Origin of the sequence: Parabacteroides gordonii MS-1 = DSM 23371, from assembly GCF_000969825.1 — a bacterium.
GTDB classification, from domain to species: domain Bacteria; phylum Bacteroidota; class Bacteroidia; order Bacteroidales; family Tannerellaceae; genus Parabacteroides; species Parabacteroides gordonii.
The window spans coordinates 1461511-1487866 of sequence record NZ_KQ033919.1 but is presented as its reverse complement, the minus strand read 5'-3'; the positions used below and the strand labels follow the sequence as shown (position 1 = coordinate 1487866).

Sequence of the window (26356 nt, the reverse complement as noted above, 5' to 3'; positions counted from 1 at the left end):
TTTCGGTAAAAAGTGCTATCTTTGCGGCTTATCACTGGTATATCATGTATAAAGTTTTTATCCGCCACCCGCTAAAACAGAGCTTCCTCTGTCTCTTTTGTATACTTTGCATATCTATATGTATAAAGAGTACGGCAACAAACCGCACAACACGTTTAGATAGCCTGAAGACCATTCTGTCTGCCAATCCGTCGCCGGATGTTGCCATCGGAACATTAAAAGAATTGTCTGACCTTTACAGGCAGAAACCGGAAGAAGTGGATTATTTGCATCAGTTACTGGATATTGGAAACAGGGTCGACTCGGTGCAGGCTGTATATGCAGCGGCGGCAAATCTTGCCCGTTACTATTATGATGCCAATAAATCCGACAGTGTTGTTTATTGGGCTAAATATATCGATTCCATAGGTAAAAGCAGAGGGGAACTTTCGGATGGCTTGTTTGACGCATACAGTTATGTTTGTCTGGATCATTTATGGATGGAGAATTATGAACTGGCGATGAATGAAGCCGTTCGTCTTTATAATCTGGCATCTAACCGAGATCATACATACGGACAAATACGTTGCGGGGAGAATCTGGGGCATATTTACCAGGCCATACGCCGTGACAGTGATGCCGTTGTAGTCTTTCAGGCAGCCCTGGATAAGCAGGAAGAGGTTGGAGAGAATCTGACCTTCAGTATCCGCCTGGTTTCTTATCAACTGGAGTCGCTTTTGCGTATCAATAAGCTGGATAGTGCAGAAATGCTGCTGGCTAAATATAAGAAATTGCTGGACAGGCAGGAAAAAGTAAATAAGGATACCGGCACTATCTATCCGGTAGAGCGTTACCGCTGGATCATGCATTCTTTCTATGCGGAACTTTATTTGAAAAGGGAGAATTTAGTGAAGTCACGGCAGGCCCTTGATAGTGCGGCAACGTATGTAGGGAAAGAAACTATCAGCAATGATTATGCCGTATTCGCTTATCTTTATATACAAGCCCGTTATAATAAAGAGATCGGAAATTATGCTGCGGCACATAAATATATCGACAAACTGCTGGAAAGCTGGAAGACTCCGGATTGCCTGCAATTGAAAGCTGATATTCTATCGGAAGAAGGCGATACGAAAAATGCGATCCAGGCATATAAAGAGGTCATACTGGAGACTTCAAAAATCAACAATGAAGCCTTTACCCGGCAGATTAATCAGCTTCGTACCCTGTATGATCTGAATGATAAGAAAATGCACGAAAAGGAATTGGAAATCAGTCAGATGAATGTGAATATAAAAGAACATCAACTGATCTTGTCTATGTCGATATCCGTTATTCTGTTGTTGATATTATACATCCTGTATCTGTTTTTCCGCCGCACCCGCCGGTTGAAAGATGCATTACTGAAAGAAAGAGAAGCGTTGCTCGAGTCTGAAAAGAACTTGCGTATCGCTAAAGATAAAGCAGAAGAAGCCAATCAGGCGAAAACGACGTTTATAGCCAATATCAGTCATGAGGTGCGTACTCCGTTGAATGCCATTGTGGGTTTTGCCAGCCTGTTGTCTGATCCTTCCTGTACGGAAGAAGAAAAAAACGAATTCTCTTCTATCATCAGTAATAATACCGAATTATTATTGAACCTGGTGAATGATGTCTTGTGTTTGTCGCAAATGGAAACCGGAAACCTGAGCTTCTCTATCCGTCCGGTTAACCTGGTCGATTGCTGCCTGCATTCGATTGAAACTATTCGCCATCGGGTTGCCGAAGGGGTTTCTCTGACTTTTACGCCGGAAGTTCCTTCTCTGCAATTGAATACTGACCCGCTACGTTTGCAGCAGTTATTGGTAAATCTACTGATCAATGCCGCAAAGTTCACGGAAAAGGGAGAAATAAATCTCTCATTCCGTTTGGATCAAGAGAGAAGCAGGGTCGATATGATCGTGACGGATACCGGTTGCGGAATACCGGCTGATAAAGTAGCCTTGATATTTAATCGTTTTGAAAAAATAGACGAATATAAACAAGGTACCGGTTTGGGACTTCCTATTAGCCAGGCGATTGCCGAATCGTTAGGGGGAACTATCCGGGTGGATTCTACTTATGTGCAGGGAGCCAGATTCATTTTTACCCACCCTTGCTGACGGTTATGATGAGCTGTATGCAAAGGATTTGAAAATCAAAATGACCGAAGAGAAATAAATTGAAATATCCTATCCGGTATAAATATTTATTTGTAAGTTTGCCAAACGCTGTAAGATTATATGCATGAAGACGAAAAGTCTGTTTACAAGGGGTGTAAAAATAGTATATATTGTAGTTCTTCTACTTTACGCTGTATCGGCATCCTCCCAAAACGAGAGAGGGAGAATACGGACAGACAGTTTGCGTAATGTGCTGCAAAAAGCAAAGACGCCTGAAGAAAAACTTACTGTTTTGAAAGAGTTGACTACGATCAACCGACAACAAAAAGTAGACGTTTCTTTAGGCAAGGAGCTTGTGGATATGATGAGGGTGAAAATACAGACCCTGCGTCGTGACGGGGAATTGAAAGAAGCTATTCAGGTATATAAAAATATGCTGGAAACGAATGCGGCTATTAATGATAAAGCTTTCGACCGGCAGATGACCCAGATTCGCGTCCTGAACGATTTGAACGATACCGAGAAACGAGTCCGCGAACTGAACTATCAGAATGAACAGATCGCTTCCCGCCAACGGCAACTAATTCATATTTTGGTGACGATCGGTGTACTGCTGATCCTGTTATCTCTCTTATACCGCTTGTATCTCCGTGCCCGGCGTCTGAAGAATGAATTACTGCAAGAGAAATATTCACTGGTTGAGTCGGAAAAACAATTGCGAGTAATCAAAGAGGAGGCTGTAGAAGCAAACCGTTTGAAAACTGTTTTTATCTCGAATATCAGTCATGAAGTGCGTACGCCGCTTAATGCTATTGTCGGTTTTTCTGAATTGCTGGTCGACAATTCTTTTCAGGAAAAGGAGAAAAAAACTTTTGCCACTACGATCAAACACAGTTCAGGGTTATTGATGAACCTGATAAATGATGTTCTCGACCTGTCCCGGCTTGAGTCTGGTAATTATAGTTTTACGATCAAAGAATGGGATATAGTTGTGCTTTGCCGCGAGGTGGCAGCTTTTATGGAAAATAAAGCCAGGTCGGGTGTAAAGCTGAACAGTGTATTCCCCGTAGACTCTTTTCTTTTAAACACCGACCGGTTCCGTTTGCAGCAGTTGCTGGGACATTTGCTTTCAAATGCACTTAAGTTTACTCCGACAGGAGAGGTGAATCTGAGTTTTGAAATAGACCGGGAGAATAATACTGTCCGCTTTATCGTGTCTGATACCGGTTGTGGCGTTCCGGAAGAAATGGCCGAAAAAATATTTGAACGTTTTGAAAAACTGGATGACTTTAAGCAAGGTACGGGATTAGGGCTTACTATTTGCCGGAATATCGCCGACCGTTTTGGAGGCAGCTTGTATCTGGATACTTCTTCCGGAAAGGAAGCGAGAGGCGCGTGCTTTGTATTCATTCATCCCTGCGGTTTGGAAAATAGCAAAGATTAATCCGATAAAAGTATGAGAGCCTGCAATATATATACGAACAAATGCTTCCTGGTTACATTCATCCTGTATGTAATGTCGCAGTATTCTCTTTCTGCACAACCGGATTCTCTGTTGATCTCTCATAAAATCGACAGCTTGGAGTCTCTCTTGTCCGTATCTTCCGATCCCCATGTCAGGATACCGGTATTGACCAGGCTGGCAGATCTGAATAATCAGACACCTGTCGAGGTTGCATGGCTGGAACGTTGTTATGAAGAAGCTTGCCGGATCGATTCGATTCCTGCTGTTTATTTCGCACTGCTTAATCTGTCCCGTCATTATTATAATGAATACGGGCTACGGGACAGTATATTATATTGGGGAAGAAAGATCGATTCAATCAGCAAAAGCCGGAATGAATACCCCAATGCTTTGTTCGATGCGAAAAGCTATTCCTGTCAGGACTTGCTTTGGAGCGGTGAGTATGAGGCTGCCTTGAATGAAGCATTAAACGAATACCATTTGGCGAGTGAGATCGGACATCCGTATGGTTTGGTTAGGTGTACCGAGAGTTTAGGGTTGATTTATAAACGTTTGCGTCGTGATAGTGTTGCAGTGGTCGTGTTTCAGGAGGGTATCGATATGCTGGATGATATGGATTGCTCTGAAGTAAAGAGAAGGGAGACCCGCATGAGGATGTCAGCATATCAGGCGGAATGTGCAACTAGAGTTTGTCCTTTTGAACAGGCTCTAGGTATATTTAAACGTTATGAAGCTGCTGTCGATTCCATGGCTGTGATGACTATGCGGACGGAAACATTTGCTCATATAAAAAGGGAGTATTGGTTACTTTATTCTTCTTATGCAGATTTATATATCCGTGAGGATATGCTGGCAGAAGCAAGACAAATGCTGGCTAAAGCGAACAAATATGTCGGAAATGTAGTGGTCGAGGGTGATTATGTGGAAAATACTTATCGGGCGACCCTGGCACATTATTACAGAAAAACGGGTAATCTCTCCAAGGCGGCACAACTGATGGAGGAGATATTCAAAACGGAACGTATTCCCATCGACTTGCAGTTTCAGGCGGAAGTATTGGAAGAGCAGGGGAGGTTGTCGGAAGCGCTTGTTTTATATGATGAACTGAATGATATGAGCTTACAGCGCAACAAGAAAACATTCATTCGTCAGGTAAATCTGCTCCGAGCCTTGCACGAACTGAAAAACAAGGAAGAACAAGAACACGAGATGCAGGTAAATAAGGAACGCATGGCTGAGAAACAGCGGCAAATCCTTTTCTTGTCCGTCGTCTTTATTATCTTATTGTGTCTTTTGTATGTGTTGTTACTGTATTATCAGCGTGCCCGCCGGTTAAAGAACGAGTTACTGAAGGAGAAACATTCCCTGTTGGAGTCTGAAAACAACTTGAAATGCGAGAAAGCCAAAGCCGAAGAAGCCAGCCGGATGAAAAGTGCCTTTATAGCCAATATGAGCCATGAGATACGTACGCCGTTGAATGCCATTGTCGGTTTTTCCGATTTACTGGTCGATGGTTCTGGTGACCCGGATGAGGCTGATATGTATGCTTCCGTCATAAAGAACAATACCGAGCAGTTGCTGAATCTTGTTAACGACGTACTCGACCTGTCACGCATGGAAACCGGGGATCTGAATTTTAAGTTTGATGATTATTCGTTGACGGAATGTTGCCAAAGAGCACTCGACAGTGTCCGCCACAGGATACCGGAAGGGGTAGAGCTGACCTTTACTCCGGATATTATCCCTGTTACACTTCATACTGATAAATTGCGTCTGTTGCAGATACTGACCAATCTGCTCACGAACTCGGCCAAGTTCACACAAAAAGGAGAGATCAACCTGTCCTATAAAGTCGATGAAGATGGCAAACAGGTCCATATCTCTGTGACTGATACCGGTTGCGGTATCCCGAAGGAGAAACAGTCTTCTGTCTTTCAGCGTTTTGAAAAGCTGGATGATTATAAACCCGGTGCCGGCCTGGGACTTTCTATCTGCACACTGATTGCAGACCGTTTAAATGGCACTTTTGCTATCGATCCGACCTATGAGAATGGAGCCCGTTTTATCTTTACTCATCCTTGCGGAATGCCTTCCTCAACTTGTAATCGGCAAACAGGAGAAGTAAACTAAGTATCCCGATATAGAAATAGAAACTAAGGGCGGATAGATTTATTTTCGGCCAGCTTATCTGAGGTAATTCTATATAGAAGAAAGACACGGCAGCTATTGCCAGCATCAGCAACGAGGCTGCAATCACGGCAGCCAGTCCGAACCATTCATCCCGCTTTCTTACCTTAACGGCTTCTTTGGCTATCTGCTGCATCACGTTCAGGCGAAAGGACGCAGGCAGTTCTTCTTCCGGCATCTGCCTGAAGAGGTTTTCCAGTATATCCGGGTTCTTCTTGTTACTGTCCATATTTATTGTTCCTCCATTCCTTTAATTAATACAAATAACTTTTTTCGTATACGGTGCAATTTGACCTTGGCATTAGATGCACTCAGCCCCGTTATTACGGTCAGTTCCTCGATTGTCTTTTCCTTGTGGTAAAAGAGCAGGATCAAGGCCCTTTCGTCCGGCGGCAGTTGAGCGAGGGCGATCTCCAGTTTGTCGAGTTGCTCCGATACCGACGTATGTCCCAGTATCTCACTGATTTCTTCTTCAGATACGTTGTTGATCTGCGACTCTTCAATGGCGACAAACTCCTGCTTCTTTTTCCGTAGTTCGGAAATCGCCGTATTGTAAGCGATCCGGTAAATCCAGGTAGAGAAGCTGCAATCGCCTTTGAACGACGGCAAGTTACGAAAAACTTTCATAAATACATCCTGCGCCAGTTCTTCCGCATCCTCCTTATTCCGTACCGTCTTAAGGATTAACGAATGAACCGGACGGCTGTATTTATCGAGCAGGCAGGCGAAACAACCTGTATCTCCGGCCACAATCCTTTCTATGTAATATGCGTCGCTATACAACTCCATCCTACCTTATGGACGCAAGTTCGGTAATTAGGTTACAACTTGCAACAATAATAATATAAAAAATAGATTTCCGGCAACTAATCGGCAGGTGTCGGGATATTTTCTTTCTTTAGTTGTAACCTTTTCTGTGGCGCTGCGTCAAACTAGTAAATGAATTAGTAAAAACATTTAATACTTACTGCTATGATGGATTTTATAATGGTTCCGCTTATTGTCGGGATAGTGTGTGCCGGTATTTACGGCTTGTTCGAATTGTTCGTACGTAAAAAAGAACGATTGGCAATTATTGAGAAGATCGGAGATAAGTTGGATCCTTCCGCTTTCGATGTAAAAATTGGTTTGCCCCGCCTATCGGCTAATTTCTCTTTTAGCTCATTGAAGGCCGGTTGCTTATTGGCCGGTGTCGGATTAGGGTTGTTGGTAGGCTTTATAATCTCTGTATCTACCACTAACTATGATTTGAAAAATTGGGGAGAGCGGGAAATGGTCAGTTCTATTTACGGAGCCTCTGTTCTGTTGTTCGGTGGTATCGGGTTGATTATTGCCTTTCTTGTAGAGATGAAGATTACAAAGGATAAGGATAAATAATGGGTTTATCAGGCAACAAAAAAGGGTGAAGTTCTAAACTTCACCCTTTTTTGTTTTATAAATAAATCTCCCCGAAGAATTCCGGACGATGGAAGTCTGGTGTAGGAACATCGATCGGATTCCAACTTACGTAATGGGGGAACTCTGTGTCGTCGGCACATTTGTAGAAGTTTCCTAAAATCTTTTCCGGCAGATTTTCCGGATCGAGTCCCATCAACTGGAAAGGAATGGCAACGACCAACTCCCAGGAGTATACGCCCATCTTCTCCGTGAATGGTTTGTTTTCCAGTGAAGAATATCTCCGGATGGATGCATATTCGTCTGAGGTCAGCGATCGTTTGATCTCCCGTGATTGCCGGCGGGCGGCATCACACGTCCCGATACAATTGAATTCAAAATTCATGTAGTTGTGGTCTTCCACGGTCTTCATAAAAAACTCCACACAACTATCTGTATAAACGGGAGAACCGTCGACACCATGAAGTGCCTTTAATGAGTTGCCTTTTACAAAATAGCGAATGTATAAAAAAGCATCCGAACGTGCAATGTCGAATGCCACAATCGGTTTGTAAGAGTATTTCTCCCAATTGATTACATCAATATACTCTCTGTGAGCTTTGCTTTCCAGCAAATATCCTGCGGATGATAAATCCAATACATCCAGTGTTACTAAATACGGTACTTTTAGCTTCTTCATGTTAATTATAGATTTGGAGCAACGGCAAATGGAAATATGAGGTGAGGAGAACTGATAAGACTCCTACAATAGCCAAAATAATAATGACTGTCCCTACAATCCGATTTAACAACCATATTCCTCGTACATTAAACCACTTTTTTAATTTAGCAACTATATATGTGATACCGAACCACCAAAGAACGGCACCCAAACCAATACATGCGATCCCTCCTAATAACATCCAGACCGAATGATCCGGCAACACAAATCCAAAGCGTGCGAACAGGCCTATATACAGAAGCACGATCAAAACGTTGCTAAAGGTAAGAAGAAAAGCTGTAATAAAATCCTGTGTGAACGATAACTTTTTTTCACGTTGCTTTTTTAAGTTTTTTACAGGATTGGTTTGGTATATATAGTAACCGAAAAGTCCCAGAACAATGCTGCCCATCAACTGAAGCGGAGCCTGGTTGGCTTCCACGAAATTAACAACGACCCCCATTCCCAGGCAAGTAAGAGCTGCATATATAACATCCGATAAGGCTGCTCCCAGACCGGTAACGAAACCGTGCCAACGTCCTTTGTTCAATGTTCTTTGTATACACAGCATACCAATCGGACCCATCGGGGCTGATACGAGTATGCCTATCACAATTCCTTTACTAATAAGTCCCAGCATTATCCTTTTATTTTCTGCCAAATTGCCACAAAGATAATGTCTATTCCCTGATAAAAAAAGGTAAAAACAAAAAAATGGTCAGGAACTTTTGCTCCCGACCATTGAATTTTAATTGAAATACATTGTCTTAACTTATTGCGGCTTTACCGTATTCTGTCGTACACCTTTCAGTATAGACTGTAGCTGATAGACAATTTCCGGACGTTTTAATGCCAGGTTTTCCTGCTCACCTACTTTTGTCATATCATACAGTTGAGGTGTCTTGGAATAGCCTGTTTCGATTTTCGGGCCCCAGGGAACCATATTCGGTCCGTCGCTGGTTTCGATATATTTCCAGTCTTTTGTACGGACTGATAAGGTGTGGTCGGATGCCTGTTCGATCACCCAGGGACGTTCGCTGTTGTCTGTTCCCAATAAAGTGCCCAGATAATTATAACTGTCGGGAGCTGCTCCTTTCGGAAGAACCGAGCCAGTCAATGCTGCCAGTGAAGCAAACCAGTCGACCTGCGACATCAAAGCATCCGATACTTTGCCTTTTTTTATTTCTTTCGGCCAGCTTACAATTGCAGGAATGCGTGTTCCGGCTTCGAAAGCGCTATACTTGCCGCCACGTAACGGGCCGCCCGGCTTGTGATCGCCCAGCAATTCCTCTGCCTGGTCTGCATAACCGTCATCCACAACAGGACCGTTGTCGCTTGAAAGGATGATCAGCGTATTTTCTCTTAGTCCCAGTCTGTCCAGTTCATCCAGAATTTGTCCGACACTCCAGTCGAATTGCACGATAGCATCACCTCTCAACCCCATCGGGTTTTTACCTCTGAAGCGGTCGTGCGGGAAACGGGGAACATGTACGTCGTTGGTGGCGAAATACATGAAGAAAGGTTTGTCCTTGTTCGCTTTGATGAAATCGAGGGCATGTGTCGTGATAGAGTCTGCCAGGTTCTCGTCTTTCCATAAAGCTTTGCCGCCCCCTTTCATATAACCGATACGTCCGATGCCGTTTACGATAGCCATGTCATGGCCGTGGCTATGTTTCAGGTTATATAACAGTTCCGGATGGTCTTTTCCCAGCGGTTCGCCTTCGAAAGGTTTCTCATAACTGACTTCGATCGGTGCAGACGGGTCGTAATTGGCCACTTTACCGTTTTCGATAAATACACAAGGAACGCGGTCGGCAGTAGCAGCCATGATATAGGAATAGTCGAATCCCAGATCACCTAAAGCGGCGGGCAGCGGGGCATTCCAGTCCTGTTGGGCTGTCTTATCGCCTAGTCCCAGATGCCATTTACCCAGGGCAGCCGTTGTATAGCCTGCGTTCTTGAACATGTCGGCGATGGTATAACGTTCGGGGCGGATGATCATTCCGGCGTTACCGGCAGCGATGTCCGTACCCGGCCTGCGCCATGCATATTCTCCGGTAAGCAGGGAATAGCGGGATGGGGTACTGGTTGCAGCCGTTGCATGTGTATTCGTAAAGCGGATACCACTGTTTGCCAGTTTGTTTACGTTAGGCGTTTGTACGCGGGTAGCTCCGTAGCATTCCAGGTCGCCGTAACCGAGGTCGTCGGCATAGATAAAGATGACATTCGGCTTTTGTGGAGTAGGCTGCCCCTGTTGGGCTTTCAATAGGTTAGGGACAAACAGAGTGCCCAATCCAAGCCCGATCAATAAGTTTGATTTCATGATATTTAATATCTCAGGTGAATAATTATAAATTCAGATTACAAATATCTGTTTTTTATCTGATAAAAACAATTTACCGTTTGATAACGTCGCGGTAGCAGTGCTTTTATTGATAAAATACAAGCCCGGGTATCGAAATGGTATCGGAAGTCGCTTTTAGTATTTCCATTTTTACGAATTTCGTTTTGTGTCCATCAAAAGGAATGAACTGTTCTACCGGATTGTTAACGATGTTTCCGAAACGTCCCTGTATAACGGGGTTTCCCCAGTTTTGTCCGTCATTGCTGAAGTAGAGGGCATACTCCTCAATGTGTCCAGCATGTTCAGTTTTATCAGGGAGATATGAGAAGCCTTTCAGTATATATTCCTGGTTATTGAAATTAAAAAGAAATTTGGCCGGAAGTTTTCGTATGATTCCTTTGAAACAATCGGACTCATTATTGTCTACCAGATATTGCAGAGGCGTATCCTGTACATAGATGCCGGAAGAGCTAATGATCCAATTGTCGTCTGTCAACGCTTTCCGGTCATTTTTTCTTTCCGTTTCTTTCGGAATGGGAGCCAGATAATACATGGATATGTTACTTAAAGAAACAGATACTCTGCTATTCTGGATACGGATGCGGAACTGATCGGTTTCGACCGGTTCTTTCAGCCGGATCATTTTGCGGAAACCGATGGTTGTACTGGTTGCAACTTCCTTCCATTCTCCTTCGATCAAAGCATCTATAGCAAAAGACTCTACTCTTTGCCCGTAATCACGGATGTTCTCCTGTAGTTTGATGACATTGATCGGGGCGGCAGCTTTCAGTTCGATCCTTACTTCGGCTTGTGTCACTCCGTCCGGTGTTTGCCAGGAGGTAAAAGGATCATTGTCGGTCAGGACATTTTTTTCTGAAGAGTTATCCCAACCTGAAACGGGAATGGTTTTAGCTCCCAACGCATAGTCCGTTTGCTTCATGGCTGCAATTATTTTACCGAAGTCGATCAGTCGTTTTGCATCTTTCCCGGGGATGCGGCCTGTTTTATCCGGCGAGAGGTTAGGCAGGAGGTTGGAGTTTTGACCAACGGTAGAGAAATAGCTGTTTACGAGATACTCCAATGATTTGGTCGTTTGGTCGTCGTTCGGATTATAGAACCAACCTTTACGCAGTGGTAAGCCTCCCCGCGAGGGATACCATACCAGTCGTTTTTTATTCATTAATTCATCTATACTCCCCAGGTTTTTGGCCGTCGAAGCGTGCCCTTTGATCTCTCCGCCGAACAATACATTTTCATCATCGATCCCCTGAACGCTCCATTCCGTTTCGCGTCCCTGTCCGGCCTCGTTGCCTACCCAACGTATGTCAGGTGCTGCACCGGATAACAATACATCCGGCTGAAGTTTGCGCGCTCTTTTAAAGATACGTTCCCAGGCAAAATTCATTTCTTTACCGCTGGTTTTGCTGTTTACGCCGGCGCCATCGAACCAGAGAAGATAGACGGGGCCATAATTCGTTAACAATTCTTCCAGCTGATGGATATAATAATCATTGTATGCCTCTGTACCATAAGTCTCTTCATGCATATCCCAGGGGGAGAGGTAGAGACAGAGTTTCAGATCATATTTTTTACAGGCGTCGGCCACTTCTTTTACCATATCTCCTTGTCCGTTGCGCCAGGGAGAATGGGCTACAGTATGGTCGGTGTATTTACTGGGCCATACACAAAAACCGTCATGATGTTTAGTAACCAGGATAACGCCGGTGATCCCTGCATCTTTGAATGTCTTAACCCATTCCTCAGCATCCAGTTGATCCGGATTGAAGATAGAAGGATCTTCTTTTCCAGTTCCCCATTCCGCTCCGGTGAAAGTGTTCATCCCGATATGGATGAAACCTAACATTTCCCGTTGCTGGTAATCCAGTTGGCGGTAGGAGGGACGGACTTCGGTTGCCAGTTTGATGACATCTTCCCGGGATGCATTAGCGGGTACGGAGAAGGATTTTCCTTCCTGGCGATTGTCAGACTGATTGGATGAACAGGCGCTTAGTAATAATATGATGAAAGCTAGTAAATTTCTCATGATCTTACTTTATTAAAATGAGACTGGAGAAAGATATTACTTCCTATAGGTTATCTTTCTCCAGCCCTTCGTTAAAAAAATATTATCTCAGATTCGGATTGATGTTTTGTTCCGATTGCGGTATCGGCCATACATAATCTTGCTGGCGGAAATTCCATTTGTTAACGTACCAACGGCCGTATGGATCCTGATTATTGTCACCGTCAACCTTTTCTCGTCCGGGGAAAGGAGCTCCGTATATTTTGCCTTGCAAAACTTCGTGAGCGATTCCCCAACGGCGCAGGTCCCAGTATCGGATTCCTTCCATCGCCAGTTCAACACGACGTTCATTGCGAAGAATAGTACGCAGTTTCTCCGGATTAGTTTCGGTAATAGGAGGCATCTGTACGGAGGCACGGCCTCGTACGGCATTAATCGTTTGATCCAATAACGAACGTGTAATCGCTTCTCCTCCTTCCAGTTTGGCTTCCAGATAACTTAACAAAACTTCCGGATACCGGATGATTGGGATATTAACCCCATATTTTCGAAGGTCACCATTATAAGACTCATCGAAATATTTGCGCATCATAAAACCTGTCTGGGTGGTTTGTCCACTTTGAGTAGCATCGACGCTACCACCGTCTGGGTGCGAATTGTACACTGTATTTTTAAATGTTGCACCATTATAATAGATGGTATAATCCAGACGTGGATCTCTGTTTTTTCCTAAGTTATCTTTATTGTATAACGGACTGTCGAAACTGAAGTCCGATCCGTCTGTAAACTGATAAGCTTCAAACAAACTGCCTAAAGGGTTGATGATACTCCAACCGCGATCTTTTACAGGATAGGCGTGCTGAGGTAATCCGCAACCAGCCAGGTCTGTCAGGTATTGAGATCCGATAATGATTTCTGGAGATCCTTTTTTTGCAGGATAGAATACTTCGCTATAATTATCTTCTATGCTGTTATCTCCTAGAGAAATGATTTGGTTGTATGCGTCTGCAGCTTCTTTATACTTTTTTTCGGCTAAGCAGGTTCTTCCCAGAAAAGCATAGGCTGCCTGTTTGGAGGCACGTCCGATTTCAGAAGTAGCCAGTTCTTTCCAACGAGGTAATCCTTCTGCTGCTTCATTGAACTCTTGAATAATGAAAGTGGTGATCTCTTCTTTCGTACTTTTTTTGACAGTATTTGCCTCGTTTTTTGTTAATACGGTAGTAACCAAAGGCACATTATGGAAAAACTGTGACAAATAAAAATATTGAACAGCTCTGATGAAACGGGCCTCTGATTTTAGCCTGTTTATTACTTCAGGAGATGCAGGAACCTGATCGACACCTGTCAAAAAGCGGTTGCACCGGGCTATTTTAGAGTAGGCATTCGCCCAATAATCTTTAATGAAATTAGTATTTGCTGTTAAATTACCATTTACCATCTGAAAGAATCCGGAGTTGTTACCTCTGCGGTCATAAGCATTATCACTGGCAAATTCAAGAAACATAATGCCGCTATATGACCAGAAGTCTGAAGGATTGTATTCTTCAGCATTGAACGTTATATTCCCCCTGTAAATTCCGGTTAGTGCGATCAATGCATTTTCTTCGCTTGTCCAGAATTCGTTTTCTGCAAAGTTATCCAGCGGGTTACGGTCGAGACTGCATGACGTACTGAATAGCAATGATACCAGTACACAACATACTATATAATATTTACAATGTTTCATGTTTGTTAGAATTTAAGATTTACACCAAATGTATAAGTCGAGAGGATTGGATAATAAACACCATTCCCATTGATTTCCGGATCCCAACCTTTTCTGTATTTATTCCAGCTGCAAGGATTCTCGGCGGTAATATAAAAACGTAGACGGGATATTCCGGCTTTTTTCATTACTGATGAGGGCAAAGTGTATCCTACCTGGATGTTTTTTAGACGGATGTAGGAAGCATCTAGTATCCAGAAATCAGATGTGAGTGTATTGAATCCTTCTGATCCGGTAACTTCCTGTATTCTCGGATAACTGGGATAGCGTTGAGGATTAGCCGGATCAAAACGTCCTTCATCCTGCCAGGTTTGTACATTCCCTTCTCCACAAAGAGCCCATCCTGCGAAACCGGAAAGCAATCCTTTTACACCGGCTACTCCCTGGAGTTGGAGGGCCAGATCAAATCCTTTATACTCAGCTCCCAGACTTAAACCAAATGTGAATTTAGGAATACGTGACCCCAAATATACCCGGTCGTAGTTAGGATCGACTTTTCCATCGGGAACCCCGTCTGGTCCACTTATATCTTTATAACGGACATCCCCTTTTTGTGCCTGTGGTAGTAACTGTGAAACGTCTGCCCACTCTTTTACTTCTTGATCGCTCAGGTATACACCGTCAGTTAGATAACCGTAGTACATTTCCATCGGATAATCAATGAACAGATCGCTACCATTACCTACCATTCCATTTAATTGCTCAACATTACCAAGCCCCAGACTGATGACTTTATTATTGATAATACTTAAATTACCGTTGACATTATAGGATACATCTCCGATTTTATTCTGGTGTCCTACCTCGAATTCCCATCCGGTATTTCTTAGTTTTCCAGTATTCATAACAGATATTTGTTGTCCGAGTACACTGGATACACTACCGCTGGGCTTATAAAGAATATCGTAAGTATTCCGGTAAAAGTAACTAGCATTGACACTTAACAATCCGTTCCAGAAAATACTTTCGAAACCGGCATCATACGTTTGTGTTTCTTCCCATTTGATTGTCGGGTCTGTTGCTGTAACAACCGCTGCCCCTAGTGCAAAATTATCACCAAAAGGATAATCTCTTCCTAAATTAAATACGGTTTGCCAGGGGTAGTTACCGATGTTTTGGTTTCCTAATTTACCCCAGGATATCTTTAATTTCAAATTAGATATCCATTCCAGTTTTTCATTTTCCTTGAAAAAATTTTCTTCTGAAATTCTCCATCCGGCGGCTACCGATGGGAAGAAACCATATTTCTGATTGGTCGGAAAACGGGAAGAACCGTCGTAGCGCAAGGTTGATTCAAAGAGATAACGTTCTGCATAATTATATCTTATACGACCGAATAAAGATTGAATCGCCCAGTCATATCCTCCTCCACTGGATTGCTGATTATCGGGTGAGCCTGCATTCAGATAAGGTAGGTCGTTACCAGGGAATTTGTCCCGAAAACCAGTTAACGTTCTGTATGACTGGTCTTCCCACGAATAGCCGGCCAAAACTCCGAATGAATGCTGTCCGAATGTCTTATTATATTCAGCAGTCGCTTGAAATGTTTTATAAATAGTTTTCAGCATTTCATGTTTTAATGAAGAAGTCCCGACATTCTTTCCTTCCAGTACCCAGGAGGCCTGATAGGTTCGTTGTTCCTGATTTTGATAGTTGAAACCTCCGATTGCGGACAATTTAAGATCTTTTATCGGACTATAATCCATACGGAGATTAGCATTGACTTTAAAATCTGGTGCTTCAAAGAATGAATTGGTATAAAGTGGAGTCGCTGGTGTCCCATTCGACTTATTCCCTAGTCCCAGTTCTCCATTAGAAAGCCGGGTTGCCCATAATCCGGGTGTACGTATAGCTGATCCTACCATATCCAGCATACTAGATCCTCCATCTGCAAGAGGTTCTTTTCTTGTGGCATAAACTCCTGATAAACGGGTTGTGATTGTCAGATTAGGCAGAATGTCTGTAACAAGATTCAAACGTGTATTAAAGCGTTCAAAATTATTCTTTTTGATAATTCCGTCTTCATGGAGATATCCCAGGGACAGCAAATAGCGATTACTGGATGTTCCTCCGTTCAATGTTAAATCATGTCCGGTCTGTATCCCTTTCCTACTAAATACTTCATCTAAATATCTGTGATTACCAAACTTGTCGGGATCGCTACCATCTTTCATTTTCTGTATCTCGCTTTGAGTATAGAATTCTGTCCCTTTCGCTTCATTCAACAGCTCGGCATATCGCCAGGTGTCGACAAACTCAGGAAGTTCGGTCGGCTGATTAAATCCGACATATCCGTTATAGCTGACAGTCATTTTACCTTCTTTCCCTGTTTTCGTAGTTACGAGAATGACACCATTTGCAGCGCGTGCTCCGTAAATGGCTGCGGTGGATGCATCTTTTAATACCGAAATACTTTCTACATCTTCGGCATTAATATCATTTAGGGAACCAGGTATTCCGTCGATCAAAACTAGGGCATCGGCTTTACTGGAATCATCTCCGCCAAAGGAGGCAACTCCACGAATGCGGATTTCGGCTCCGTTATTGCCAGGGCGCCCAGAGCGTTGAATAACAGTAACTCCAGCCATTTGTCCGGCTAAGGCATTTGACAGCATGGAAGTCGGCCGGTTAGTTATTTTATCCCCTCCGATCTGAGCAATGGAACCGATTACATTAACTTTCTTTTCCGTACCATATCCCACAATTACAACTTCTTCCAAGGCTTGAGAGTCTTCCAATAATTGTATATTATAGTTTGTAGTATTACCGTCGACAGTAAGCTCCTTACTCAGATACCCGATATATGATATTTGTAATTTGCTACCTTGTGGAGCTTCCAGCGAAAAGCGTCCATCCAGGTCTGATATTACTCCGGTGGTTGTTCCTTTAATAACAACGTTGGCTCCGATGATCGGATATCCTGTGGCATCCAGAATAACGCCGGCTATTTTTTGCGGGTTATTACTCGATTGGGGGGTCTCTGTCTGCTGGCTCTTTGCAGAAACAATAATAATGTGTTTTCCTTCTATATGATAAGAAAAACCGGTGTCTCTCAAAATGTCAGCCATAACTGATGATAAGTTCTTATCCTTAAAATCCTGTTTGATCTTTCGGGCTACATCCAATTTGGTTTGATTGTATGCAATGCTTAAACCGGTTTGTTTCTCTATATCTTCAAAGATATTCAGAAGTGTATTATTATTTCCTGAAATTGTTATCCGTTGATTCTGTCCCCAGCAAATAACACTTGTAGAAAAGGCTAACAATGCTAATATTAATATTTTGCGAAAATTTAGGAGTATTTTCTTACTCTTTTGATAGTTTAATTTCATACTTTTGTGAATTAATCAATGATTACTAAATTTAAGATTCTTACGATTTTAAAATGCGGGTTGTTGATTTCGGGGGTCCGGAAAAGGTGTCGCAATTTTCTCCGGTCCCTTTTTTTCATTTGAGTCCTTTCTTTTTAAGTGATTGAATAGTTATTATATTGTCTTCTATATCATACTTTAATCCTCCGACAGTCAAGGTTAATATGTTCATTATATTATCGATACTTTCCTGTTGTGAGAATTTGATCGTATATAGATCAGAGGTAAATAGACGTGCGTTTATTACAAACTGCACAGCATATTCCCGTTGTAAAGTAGCCAGTATTTCTTTCAACGGTTGGTTCATAAAGTTCAGTTCTCCCTTAGTCCAACCGGAATAATTGGCTGCGTTGATCATTCTTTTCTCAAATGCCCCGGTTCGATAGTTATATTCCAACTGTTCGTTGGGGGATAAGATAAAGGAATTTTCATCCTCCGTTGTTTTATCTACTTTCACTGCTCCGTTTTCAAGCGTTGTAATGATCTTATCGCTTTCGATATAAGCCTGTACATTGAATTTCGTTCCGAGTGCCTGCACCTTTATGTAGTTTGTTTTTACTATAAAGGGATGTTCTTTGTCTTTTTGGACAGTAAAGTTTGCCTCTCCCGATAAATAGATAGAGCGTGTGTTTCCCTTAAATTTCTTAGGATATATAAGGATACTACCTGAATTTACATTTGCTTTGGAACCATCCGGTAATATCAATTCCTTCTTTTCTCCATCCGGAACGAAGCATTGTACCAACTCCGTTTCGGTAGTGTATTTCTGTATGTATAAATAAGAACCGACAATCGATAACAAAGGTATGACCAGGATGGCCGCTGCCCGTGCTATCGTTCTGGTTATCCTGTGCAGGCGCTTTTCCTGCCGGGCGTTTTTGATTTTCCTCCGCGTTTCCTTAAATGATTGGTAGGTGCTCTGGTCTGCCGCCAACGGGTATTCGTTCCAAAGAGAAAAAAGAACCTCCTCTTTTTCTTTTTGTTTGGAAGGGGTGATCAGCCATTTCCATATATTGTTCCGGAGTTCGGGATCAAATGTATGGTTGACCAGATTATGTAGTATTTTATATGCTTTTGACATGTGTGTATATTTCCTGTTTTGTATATAAGATACGTGAGGCGGGAAGTACACACAGCCGAAAATGAATTTTTTTCAAAAATAATTTAAATCGTCCTGTGTTCGTCGGGGATCAGAGGAAAGCAAGGATGAAGAATCCTATGATTTTGCGGATATCGGCTAGTGCTAGTGTCAGATGATTTTCAACAGTCCGTTTGCTAATGGACAGGCGTGTTGCGATTTCGTCGTTGGATAGTCCGTCCACACGGCTCATCCGGTAGATTTGTTTTCGTTGAGGCGGCATCTTTTCAACAGCGACAGAAATAAGGAATTCCAGTTCTTTGGCGTATAGTTCTTCCTCTATGCTGTCATTTTCGCCGGAAACAAATGCGGCATGTTCTGTTTGTTGCTGGTAATCTTTGAATAATAGAGACCGTTCGATATGGCGGAAGACCGTATTCTTCGCTATACGGAATAAGTATGCATTCAGGTTCTCGATATTCGTGAGCCGTTCCCTGTTCTGCCACATGGATACGAATATATCCTGGGAAATATCTTCAGCCTCTTCCTCGTTTTGCAGGATTCCGCTGATGAATCCTTTAATCCGTGGAAAGTAGTGTAGGAACAATGACTCGAATGCCTGTTCATCGCCCCTGCTGACTGCCTCTATGTATCCCTTTTCGGTGGTGAAATCCATTAATAGATAGATTTATTATCTCCTTATTCAGTTGCAAAGATAAAGATCGTTTATTATTAAAAGGAAAAAAAATTATAAAACTACTATCTTATCTCTGGCAAGTTGGCGTCCAGCCGTTTTCATGTAGCGCATGGAAACCTTATTTAAAAGACTAAATCGCGGTAGTATTATTAAAATAATAGTATATTTGCAACGCTATACATAACTCAAGGGAAGGAACCTTCCGACTTTGAAGCAGCAGGCATATCTTATGTCTGCTGCCATCATATACGGTTTCGTACCCCCGTGTGGTGCATTAATGTGCCCACTGCCCTTGAGGTGTATAGCAACGGGAAAGGCGAAACCGTTCTTTTTTCGCCTGCTTTAATCTCTAATATATTAATATTATGGAAGCAGAAAACAATTCCCCCGTTGCTGACACCTCTGGTTTTGAACACATCGTTCAGCAGTTCCAACAAGACATTTCAAAAGATGCTTATTTTGAAGAAGAGTCTATGCGTATCAAGCAGGCCTTTTCCAATACGAAGCAAGGAGAGGATCAACTTCTCTATCTCCGGCATCAGTTGCAATGTGTGAAAACTTTCCTGACAAGGCTCGAACTTCCTTGGGATAAATATATCCCGCTTCTGTTTCGTGGTTTTGCCTGCTACCTGCAATGTGAAGAAAGAAAAAGCGTTCGGAGTAAGAATTATCGGCTTAGTGCCGAACTTATGGAATGCGTTGCTTTTTTATCTCAATCCGGCCGTCTGATTAATAGCATGGCTAACTATTATGATAAGCAAATCAAAGAGGTGGAAAAGAAGATTGCGGAGAAAAATATATCTTGATGTATATATCTTTTTCAGCCTTACTAACCTATTGTCGATGGCTGTCGGTAATGTAAACTGGTAATTATCGGCAATAGATTAGTCGCTTATCGTATATTTATGATGCGATTGTTTTGCAATTGGATAATAAAATGTAGTTTTGTTAAAACAATATACATTATGAATAAAGATTTTAATTACGATTTGCTGCCGTATAAGTTCGCTCACTGTGCGAACAACCAATGCAAACGAGCAGATGAGTGCCTTCGTAGTAAGGCCATGCAACATATACCGGCAGAGCGCAAGACTATAACCCTTGTCAGTCCGGCGTATGCGAATCCGGGCAATGGGGATTGCACTTTCTTTAAAGCTGACCAGTTGCAGCAGTTTGCCCTGGGAATGACAGACTTACTGGCTCATATACCACATAACGATGCGATAGTGATCAAACAACAGATGTTAACCTATTTCGGACGAACGCATTTTTATCGCCTTTGGCGTAAAGAACGTCTTTTTACTCCCGAACAACAAGAGTATGTCCGTCAGTTGTTTCTTCAGCGGGGTATTCAGGAAGCTCCCCTGTTCGATGAATATGTAGAGCAGTACGAGTGGTAAAAAGTATATTACTTCAAAAGTGTTTCATCCTAGTGAAACAACTGTTTCATATAGGAGAAACAAGTGTTTCACTAGGATGAAACAAATTGTAGACAGGAGCCTTGTCTGTCTTTTCTGCCTGTTTTAAAAAAAACTTGCAAGAGCGGTTTTAAATCTAAAATGTAAGGATGTACATTCTTATCTGCCACATATTTATTATCTTTGCAGTCTGTTATTGGAATATCTTAATAAATCGACGATATGATTCTATTCTTTCAATCTCCAACAAAGACGGTGCTGGCTGTTGAGGCCGCACACGCTTTCTCTCCTGAAGATGTTCAAAAGCTCGTTTGGTTGTTTAGTGAAGCAACTCCCGTTCAATCGGAAACATTGGATGGCTGGTATGTTGGCCCACGCCGGGAAATGATCACCCCGTGGAGTACTAATGCCGTGGAAATCACCCAGAACATGGGATTGAGCGGTATCTCACGTATCGAAGAATACTTCCCTGTTTCTTCCGGTGAGGCAGACCATGACCCGATGCTGCAACGCATCTACAACGGCCTGAACCAGGATATCTTCACGATCAGTAAACAACCGGATCCGATTGTTTATATCGAAGATATCGCAGCTTACAACAAAAAAGAAGGACTGGCTTTGAGCGACGAAGAAGTTTCTTACCTCAACGAAGTAAGCCAGAAACTGGAACGTAAGCTGACCGACAGCGAAGTATATGGTTTCGCACAGGTGAACTCGGAACACTGCCGTCATAAGATTTTCGGCGGTACATTCGTCATCGACGGAGAAGAGAAAGAAAGTTCTCTTTTTAACCTGATCAAGAAAACTTCGGCAGTAAACCCGAACAAGCTGGTTTCTGCTTATAAAGATAATGTGGCTTTCAACGAAGGCCCGGTAGTAGAACAGTTCGCTCCGCTGACAGGCGACAAACCTGATTTCTATGCAGTGAAAGAGATCAAGACGGTTATCTCACTGAAAGCGGAAACACATAACTTCCCGACTACCGTGGAACCGTTCAACGGGGCTGCTACCGGAACAGGTGGTGAGATCCGTGACCGTCTGGGTGGTGGTAAGGCTTCTTTGCCTATCGCCGGAACTGCCGTTTACATGACTTCTTATCCGCGTACCGAAGGTGCCCGCGAATGGGAAAAGATCATGGATCCGCGTCCCTGGTTATACCAGACTCCGGAACAGATCCTGATCAAGGCTTCAAACGGTGCTTCTACGTTCGGTAACCATTTCGGACAGCCGCTGATCTGTGGTTCCGTTCTGACTTTCGAACACGAAGAAAACAATAAGAAATACGCATACGATAAAGTAATCATGCTTGCCGGTGGTGTCGGTTTCGCTAATATGCGCGACGCACTGAAGGGGAATCCCGAACCGGGCGAAAAGGTGGTTGTGATCGGTGGTGACAACTACCGTATCGGTATGGGTGGTGGTGCCGTATCGTCTGTAAATACAGGACAGTACACCAGCGGTATCGAGCTGAACGCCGTACAGCGTGCCAACCCCGAAATGCAGAAACGTGCAGCCAACGTGATCCGTGCGATCGCCGAGTCTGACGAGAACCCGATCGTTTCTATCCACGACCATGGAGCAGGCGGTCATCTGAACTGTTTGTCTGAGTTGGTGGAAGCAACCGGCGGACATATCGACATGAGCAAACTGCCTGTCGGCGACTCTACGCTTTCCGCTAAGGAAATTGTAGGTAACGAAAGCCAGGAACGTATGGGCTTGCTGATGAAGGAAGAAGACGTGGCACGCGTAAAACGTATTGCAGAACGCGAACGTGCTCCGATGTATGTGGTCGGAGAAACAACAAACGACATGAAGTTTGTATTCGAACAGGCCGACGGTGTGAAGCCTATCGACATCAAGCTCGAATATATGTTCGGTAAACCGCCGAGAACGATCATGACAGACCATACGGTCAATGAAACGTATGCTCCGGTAGTTTACAAGGAATCGGAATTGCACCACTATCTGGAAAACGTACTGCAACTGGAAGCTGTTGCTTGTAAAGACTGGTTGACCAATAAGGTAGACCGTTCCGTAACAGGTAAGATCGCCCGTCAGCAGTGCCAGGGTGAATTGCAGTTGCCACTCAGCGACCTGGGTGCGGTAGCGTTGGATTACCGTGGAAAAGCCGGTATCGCTACTTCTATCGGTCATGCTCCTCAGGTGGCTATGATCGATCCGGCTGCCGGTTCTGTAATGGCTATTGCCGAGTCGCTGACGAATATCGTATTTGCTCCACTGGCTGACAAGCTGGAAGGCGTATCGCTGAGTGCCAACTGGATGTGGCCGTGCCGCAACGAAGGGGAAGATGCCCGTTTGTACACGGCTGTCGAAGCTGCTTCCGATTTTGCCTGCTCACTGGGGATCAATATCCCGACAGGTAAAGACTCTTTGTCGATGACTCAGAAGTATGGCGACGAGAAGGTGATCGCTCCGGGTACGGTTATTATTTCAGCCGGTGCCGAGGTAAGCGATATCCGCAAAATTGTTTCTCCTGTTTTGGTGAACGACAAGAACTCATACATATATTATATAGACTTCTCGTTCGATACGATGAAGCTGGGCGGTTCTGCTTTTGCCCAGGCTTTGAACAAGCTGGGTGACGAAGTGCCGACAGTAAAGGATAGCGAATACTTTGCCGATGCGTTCAACGCAGTGCAGGAAGCTATCGAAAAGAACCTGATCCTTGCCGGTCACGATATCTCAGCCGGTGGTATGATCACGGCTTTGCTTGAAATGTGCTTCGCCAACGTAGAAGGCGGTTTGCAGGTCAATCTGGATAAGTTGTCGGAAACAGATATCGTTAAGATCCTGTTCGCTGAGAACCCGGGTATCCTGGTTCAGGTGAAAGACAAGAAAGCATTCGAAAAGTTGATGGAAGAAGCCGGTGTAGGTTTCGCCGTTATCGCCAAGCCGACCGACGAACGTCATATCCTCGTCGACAAAGACGGTGTGGAATATCACTTCGGTATCGACTATATGCGTGATGTATGGTATGAATCTTCTTACAAGCTGGATGTAAAACAGTCGGGAAGCGTATGCGCAGGCAACCGTTTCGAAAACTATAAGATGCAGCCGCTGGAAGTGAAGTACAACAAGAACTTCACCGGAAAGCTTTCTTCTTATGGCTTGTCTGCCGACCGCAAGACTCCGAGCGGAATCAAAGCGGCCGTAATCCGTGAAAAGGGAACACAGTGTGAGCGTGAAACGGCTTACGCATTGTATCTGGCAGGTTTCGATGTGAAAGACGTTCACATGACCGACCTTGCTTCAGGACGCGAAACGCTGGAAGATGTAAACTTCATCGTATTCTGCGGTGGTTTCTCCAACTCCGACGTACTGGGCTCTGCCAAAGGATGGGCCGGTGGTTTCTTCTACAACGAAAAGGCGAAGAAAGCGCTCGAAAACTTCTATGCACGTCCTGATACGATGAGTATGGGTATCTGTAACGGTTGCCAGCTGATGGCCGAACTGGGACTGGTTTATCCGGAACACGAAAAGAAGCATAAGATGTTGCACAACGACTCTCATAAGTTCGAGTCTAACTTCGTCACATTGGAGATCCCGAAGAATAACTCAATCATGTTCGGTTCTTTGAGCGGAAGCAAGATCGGTGTTTGGGTGGCTCACGGAGAAGGTAAGTTCTCTTTCCCGTATGAAGAAAAAGAATATCACATTGTTGCTAAATATAACTATGATGGTTATCCTGCCAATCCGAACGGTTCACCCTGGTCTGTTGCCGGTGTATGTTCGAAAGACGGTCGCCATCTGGCCATGATGCCTCACCCGGAACGTGCTTTGTTCCCGTGGCAGTGCGGTTACTATCCGAACGATCGTAAGAACAACGACGAGGTAACTCCGTGGATCGAAGGTTTCGTAAATGCATACAAGTGGATTGAAGGAAACAAGAAGTAAAAAGAGATAGATCTTTTAAATGTAAAAAGGTTGCAATGTACTGAACATTGCAACCTTTTTTTATGAATAAGCAGCCAGGGATATTATTATTAAGTGCGAAATAGTTAGTTAGTGCGGCTGCTTATCCATTTTGTTTTATGAGGTCGTTACCAGCCTTTTGTCGTTTGCTTTAACAATGGGTTGGCATCCATCTGGCGTTTTGGGATCGGGAAGATCGTGTATTCCTTGTCCGACGGATCGACGTCTTTGTCCCACCAGGCATTACCGAAGCGTCCCCAACGGATCAGATCCGGACGGCGGCGGCGTTCGCCGATAAACTCACGTCCCCATTCGTCTACAAACTCCTGGTCTGTCAGCATGGCCGGGTTTTGTGTGTAGCTGTATTTGCTCCACTTGTCTGCCGGATAGTTCCTGATGCGTACGAAATCGAGTAGTTCGGCAGCTTTCGTCTTGTTGCCGCTTCTGTAATTGATCTCTGCCAGCATGTAGTAGATCTCTGCCAGGCGGATTTCCGGTGCAGACTGGCACATATACAGTCCGTCGCCTTCCTGCAGGTAAGGGAACTTATTAAAGCGAACTCCTGAGTTCTCTTCCCCTGTCGTCACACGCGATCCTTTTTCTTTGGCAGTGGCCAGGCCTTCGGAGAAACGGCCTACCTGATCTACATAGATCAGCGGTTCGCCTTTGTACTCTTCTGTTCCTTTCACTGTCTCATCCGTATAACCGTATCCTTTTGTATAATCGAACTTGTATTGTGTACCGATCATAAAGAAACCGTCATAGTCGCCGTTTGCGCTGGTGATCCGGAAAGGTTGTTTGCGGTAATCGCAGTCTGCAAACTTTTCGTACGGGGTTCCCAGTTGGCTGGCGAATTTGTAGACGTTGCCGTCGAAGTCCCTTGAAGGAGTCATGTGGATACCGTTGTTACCGCCGTCGGGATTACCCAATGCCTGTCCGGATGTGTAGTGCAGGAAGGAGTCGTGGAAACCGCCGAACTGGTACACATTACGTTTGTGGGGGAATTCGAATAGAAGTTCGGGTGACCTGTAGCCTTTGATACCGGAGCGGAATGGATCGCGGTAGTCATTCTGGTTGATATGATATTCTCCGTATTTACCAGCAATAATATCTTCGCAGAAGGTCTTGCAATCGGCCGAACGGTCTACGTTAAGCCATACTTGCGAATTGAAATAGATACGGGCCAGCAGTGCAGCGGCGGGAGCCTGGGTGAAGCGACCGACGATGTTTTCCTTTTTCAGTTGGGGCAATACTTCTTTCAGTTCGCTTTCGATATAGTTGAAAACTTCTTCCGGGGCAGATTGTGCGAGCAGTTCGTCGGGTGCGTCTTTCTCCGTAAAGATAGGAACATTGCGATAGAAGTCGATCAGGAAGATGTAGAACCAGGCGCGTAAGGTACGCAGCTCGCCGATGTAATTGTTCTTTTCCTCGTCGGTAATACCCATTGCCTGGAAGTCGAGGATATTGAAGTCGCGAAGCAGCGAGTTGATCTGCTGGATTCCCTGATACGGGCCAACCCAGCCACCGTTGATCTGGTTCATGTCATAATTCCATTTATGCTCGTGCAGGCGAACCCATTGTCCGTCATCGTAGCCATGACGTCCCTTCTGTGTCCATACGAAATGGTCGCCGGTGAGTTCCTGCAACTGCCAGCGGTCGCCGTCCCATCCGCACCATTGTGCATGTTCGTACGGGCGGAGTACGGTGGCTTCAACAGAAGCCTTGTCGGTGAAATAGTTGTCGCTTGTCAATATATTGAATGGCTCTTCTGTCAGATCCGTACAGGAAGTAAAAGCCATAGTCGTTGCCAGCAGGCTGACTGCACAAAGTGATTTTATATTTTTCATGCTGTTTATGCTT

General features: G+C 44.0%; 18 protein-coding genes. 7 read left to right on the top strand and 11 right to left on the bottom strand.

What is annotated here, in order from left to right; translation table 11 throughout:
• Positions 1–44 precede the first annotated feature (44 nt).
• From HMPREF1536_RS06020 to HMPREF1536_RS06010, 3 genes are all read left to right on the top strand, one after another.
• Entirely contained in the window at positions 45–2120 is a 2076-nt protein-coding gene (locus HMPREF1536_RS06020) for a tetratricopeptide repeat-containing sensor histidine kinase (protein ID WP_028727710.1), read from the top strand.
• Positions 2121–2244: 124 nt separating this feature from the next.
• Positions 2245–3564 (top strand): sensor histidine kinase, encoded by a 1320-nt coding sequence (locus HMPREF1536_RS06015; RefSeq protein WP_081693318.1) that lies wholly within the window; start codon positions 2245–2247, stop codon positions 3562–3564.
• Positions 3565–3576: 12 nt separating this feature from the next.
• On the top strand, positions 3577–5715 hold the full coding sequence (locus HMPREF1536_RS06010) for a sensor histidine kinase (protein WP_122146889.1): 2139 nt from the start codon (positions 3577–3579) through the stop codon (positions 5713–5715).
• On the opposite strand, the gene HMPREF1536_RS06005 is transcribed toward HMPREF1536_RS06010, so the two are convergent.
• Both HMPREF1536_RS06005 and HMPREF1536_RS06000 read right to left on the bottom strand, forming a co-directional pair.
• On the bottom strand, positions 5654–6001 hold the full coding sequence (locus HMPREF1536_RS06005) for a hypothetical protein (protein WP_028727711.1): 348 nt from the start codon (positions 5999–6001) through the stop codon (positions 5654–5656). The genes HMPREF1536_RS06010 and HMPREF1536_RS06005 overlap by 62 nt on opposite strands.
• Before the next feature lie 2 nt (positions 6002–6003).
• On the bottom strand, positions 6004–6561 hold the full coding sequence (locus HMPREF1536_RS06000) for an RNA polymerase sigma factor (protein ID WP_028727712.1): 558 nt from the start codon (positions 6559–6561) through the stop codon (positions 6004–6006).
• Between the two features lie 183 nt (positions 6562–6744).
• Here HMPREF1536_RS06000 and HMPREF1536_RS05995 point away from each other — a divergent pair, with 183 nt between their 5' ends.
• Entirely contained in the window at positions 6745–7149 is a 405-nt protein-coding gene (locus HMPREF1536_RS05995; RefSeq protein ID WP_028727713.1) for a DUF6249 domain-containing protein, read from the top strand.
• Between the two features lie 55 nt (positions 7150–7204).
• Here HMPREF1536_RS05995 and HMPREF1536_RS05990 read toward each other — a convergent pair whose 3' ends face one another.
• The 8 genes from HMPREF1536_RS05990 to HMPREF1536_RS05955 form a co-directional block, all read right to left on the bottom strand.
• Positions 7205–7846, bottom strand: a complete 642-nt coding sequence (locus HMPREF1536_RS05990; RefSeq protein ID WP_028727714.1) for a carbohydrate-binding family 9-like protein — start codon at positions 7844–7846, stop codon at positions 7205–7207.
• A gap of 1 nt (position 7847) precedes the next feature.
• Entirely contained in the window at positions 7848–8507 is a 660-nt protein-coding gene (locus HMPREF1536_RS05985; RefSeq protein ID WP_028727715.1) for a LysE family translocator, read from the bottom strand.
• A gap of 132 nt (positions 8508–8639) precedes the next feature.
• Entirely contained in the window at positions 8640–10190 is a 1551-nt protein-coding gene (locus HMPREF1536_RS05980) for a sulfatase family protein (protein WP_028727716.1), read from the bottom strand.
• A gap of 106 nt (positions 10191–10296) precedes the next feature.
• Positions 10297–12255 (bottom strand): alpha-L-fucosidase, encoded by a 1959-nt coding sequence (locus HMPREF1536_RS05975; protein ID WP_028727717.1) that lies wholly within the window; start codon positions 12253–12255, stop codon positions 10297–10299.
• A gap of 82 nt (positions 12256–12337) precedes the next feature.
• On the bottom strand, positions 12338–13960 hold the full coding sequence (locus HMPREF1536_RS05970) for a RagB/SusD family nutrient uptake outer membrane protein (RefSeq protein ID WP_028727718.1): 1623 nt from the start codon (positions 13958–13960) through the stop codon (positions 12338–12340).
• Positions 13961–13965: 5 nt separating this feature from the next.
• Positions 13966–17331, bottom strand: a complete 3366-nt coding sequence (locus HMPREF1536_RS05965) for a TonB-dependent receptor (RefSeq protein WP_044192144.1) — start codon at positions 17329–17331, stop codon at positions 13966–13968.
• Positions 17332–17446: 115 nt separating this feature from the next.
• Positions 17447–18451 carry a FecR family protein gene (locus tag HMPREF1536_RS05960; protein WP_028727720.1) on the bottom strand — a complete coding sequence of 335 codons (1005 nt, stop codon included), beginning with the start codon at positions 18449–18451 and terminating at the stop codon, positions 17447–17449.
• A 109-nt stretch (positions 18452–18560) separates the two neighbouring features.
• Positions 18561–19124, bottom strand: coding sequence for an RNA polymerase sigma-70 factor (locus tag HMPREF1536_RS05955; RefSeq protein WP_028727721.1), 564 nt, complete (start codon positions 19122–19124; stop codon positions 18561–18563).
• Positions 19125–19510: 386 nt separating this feature from the next.
• Here HMPREF1536_RS05955 and HMPREF1536_RS05950 point away from each other — a divergent pair, with 386 nt between their 5' ends.
• The 3 genes from HMPREF1536_RS05950 to purL all read left to right on the top strand — a co-directional run bounded on the left by HMPREF1536_RS05950 (position 19511) and on the right by purL (position 24478).
• Positions 19511–19951 (top strand): hypothetical protein, encoded by a 441-nt coding sequence (locus tag HMPREF1536_RS05950; protein ID WP_028727722.1) that lies wholly within the window; start codon positions 19511–19513, stop codon positions 19949–19951.
• A 159-nt stretch (positions 19952–20110) separates the two neighbouring features.
• Positions 20111–20545 carry a DUF6078 family protein gene (locus tag HMPREF1536_RS05945; RefSeq protein ID WP_028727723.1) on the top strand — a complete coding sequence of 145 codons (435 nt, stop codon included), beginning with the start codon at positions 20111–20113 and terminating at the stop codon, positions 20543–20545.
• A 240-nt stretch (positions 20546–20785) separates the two neighbouring features.
• Positions 20786–24478 carry a phosphoribosylformylglycinamidine synthase gene (gene purL / locus HMPREF1536_RS05940; protein WP_028727724.1) on the top strand — a complete coding sequence of 1231 codons (3693 nt, stop codon included), beginning with the start codon at positions 20786–20788 and terminating at the stop codon, positions 24476–24478.
• 146 nt (positions 24479–24624) lie between these two features.
• Here purL and HMPREF1536_RS05935 read toward each other — a convergent pair whose 3' ends face one another.
• The gene (locus tag HMPREF1536_RS05935; protein ID WP_028727725.1) at positions 24625–26343 is read right to left on the bottom strand and encodes a RagB/SusD family nutrient uptake outer membrane protein; all 1719 of its coding nucleotides are present in this window, start codon (positions 26341–26343) and stop codon (positions 24625–24627) included.
• Positions 26344–26356: the final 13 nt, after the last annotated feature.

What these genes read in the sequence shown, in the direction of transcription:
- HMPREF1536_RS06000 (WP_028727712.1), bottom strand. Translation starts at nt 6,561, where the DNA reads ATGGAGTTGTATAGCGACGCATATTACATAGAAAGGATTGTGGCCGGA.
- HMPREF1536_RS05985 (WP_028727715.1), bottom strand. Translation starts at nt 8,507, where the DNA reads ATGCTGGGACTTATTAGTAAAGGAATTGTGATAGGCATACTCGTATCA.
- HMPREF1536_RS05970 (WP_028727718.1), bottom strand. Translation starts at nt 13,960, where the DNA reads ATGAAACATTGTAAATATTATATAGTATGTTGTGTACTGGTATCATTG.
- HMPREF1536_RS05975 (WP_028727717.1), bottom strand. Translation starts at nt 12,255, where the DNA reads ATGAGAAATTTACTAGCTTTCATCATATTATTACTAAGCGCCTGTTCA.
- HMPREF1536_RS05990 (WP_028727714.1), bottom strand. Translation starts at nt 7,846, where the DNA reads ATGAAGAAGCTAAAAGTACCGTATTTAGTAACACTGGATGTATTGGAT.
- HMPREF1536_RS05955 (WP_028727721.1), bottom strand. Translation starts at nt 19,124, where the DNA reads ATGGATTTCACCACCGAAAAGGGATACATAGAGGCAGTCAGCAGGGGC.
- HMPREF1536_RS05995 (WP_028727713.1), top strand. Translation starts at nt 6,745, where the DNA reads ATGATGGATTTTATAATGGTTCCGCTTATTGTCGGGATAGTGTGTGCC.
- HMPREF1536_RS06020 (WP_028727710.1), top strand. Translation starts at nt 45, where the DNA reads ATGTATAAAGTTTTTATCCGCCACCCGCTAAAACAGAGCTTCCTCTGT.
- HMPREF1536_RS05950 (WP_028727722.1), top strand. Translation starts at nt 19,511, where the DNA reads ATGGAAGCAGAAAACAATTCCCCCGTTGCTGACACCTCTGGTTTTGAA.
- HMPREF1536_RS05960 (WP_028727720.1), bottom strand. Translation starts at nt 18,451, where the DNA reads ATGTCAAAAGCATATAAAATACTACATAATCTGGTCAACCATACATTT.
- HMPREF1536_RS05965 (WP_044192144.1), bottom strand. Translation starts at nt 17,331, where the DNA reads ATGAAATTAAACTATCAAAAGAGTAAGAAAATACTCCTAAATTTTCGC.
- HMPREF1536_RS06005 (WP_028727711.1), bottom strand. Translation starts at nt 6,001, where the DNA reads ATGGACAGTAACAAGAAGAACCCGGATATACTGGAAAACCTCTTCAGG.
- HMPREF1536_RS05945 (WP_028727723.1), top strand. Translation starts at nt 20,111, where the DNA reads ATGAATAAAGATTTTAATTACGATTTGCTGCCGTATAAGTTCGCTCAC.
- HMPREF1536_RS05980 (WP_028727716.1), bottom strand. Translation starts at nt 10,190, where the DNA reads ATGAAATCAAACTTATTGATCGGGCTTGGATTGGGCACTCTGTTTGTC.
- HMPREF1536_RS05935 (WP_028727725.1), bottom strand. Translation starts at nt 26,343, where the DNA reads ATGAAAAATATAAAATCACTTTGTGCAGTCAGCCTGCTGGCAACGACT.
- HMPREF1536_RS06015 (WP_081693318.1), top strand. Translation starts at nt 2,245, where the DNA reads ATGAAGACGAAAAGTCTGTTTACAAGGGGTGTAAAAATAGTATATATT.
- purL (WP_028727724.1), top strand. Translation starts at nt 20,786, where the DNA reads ATGATTCTATTCTTTCAATCTCCAACAAAGACGGTGCTGGCTGTTGAG.
- HMPREF1536_RS06010 (WP_122146889.1), top strand. Translation starts at nt 3,577, where the DNA reads ATGAGAGCCTGCAATATATATACGAACAAATGCTTCCTGGTTACATTC.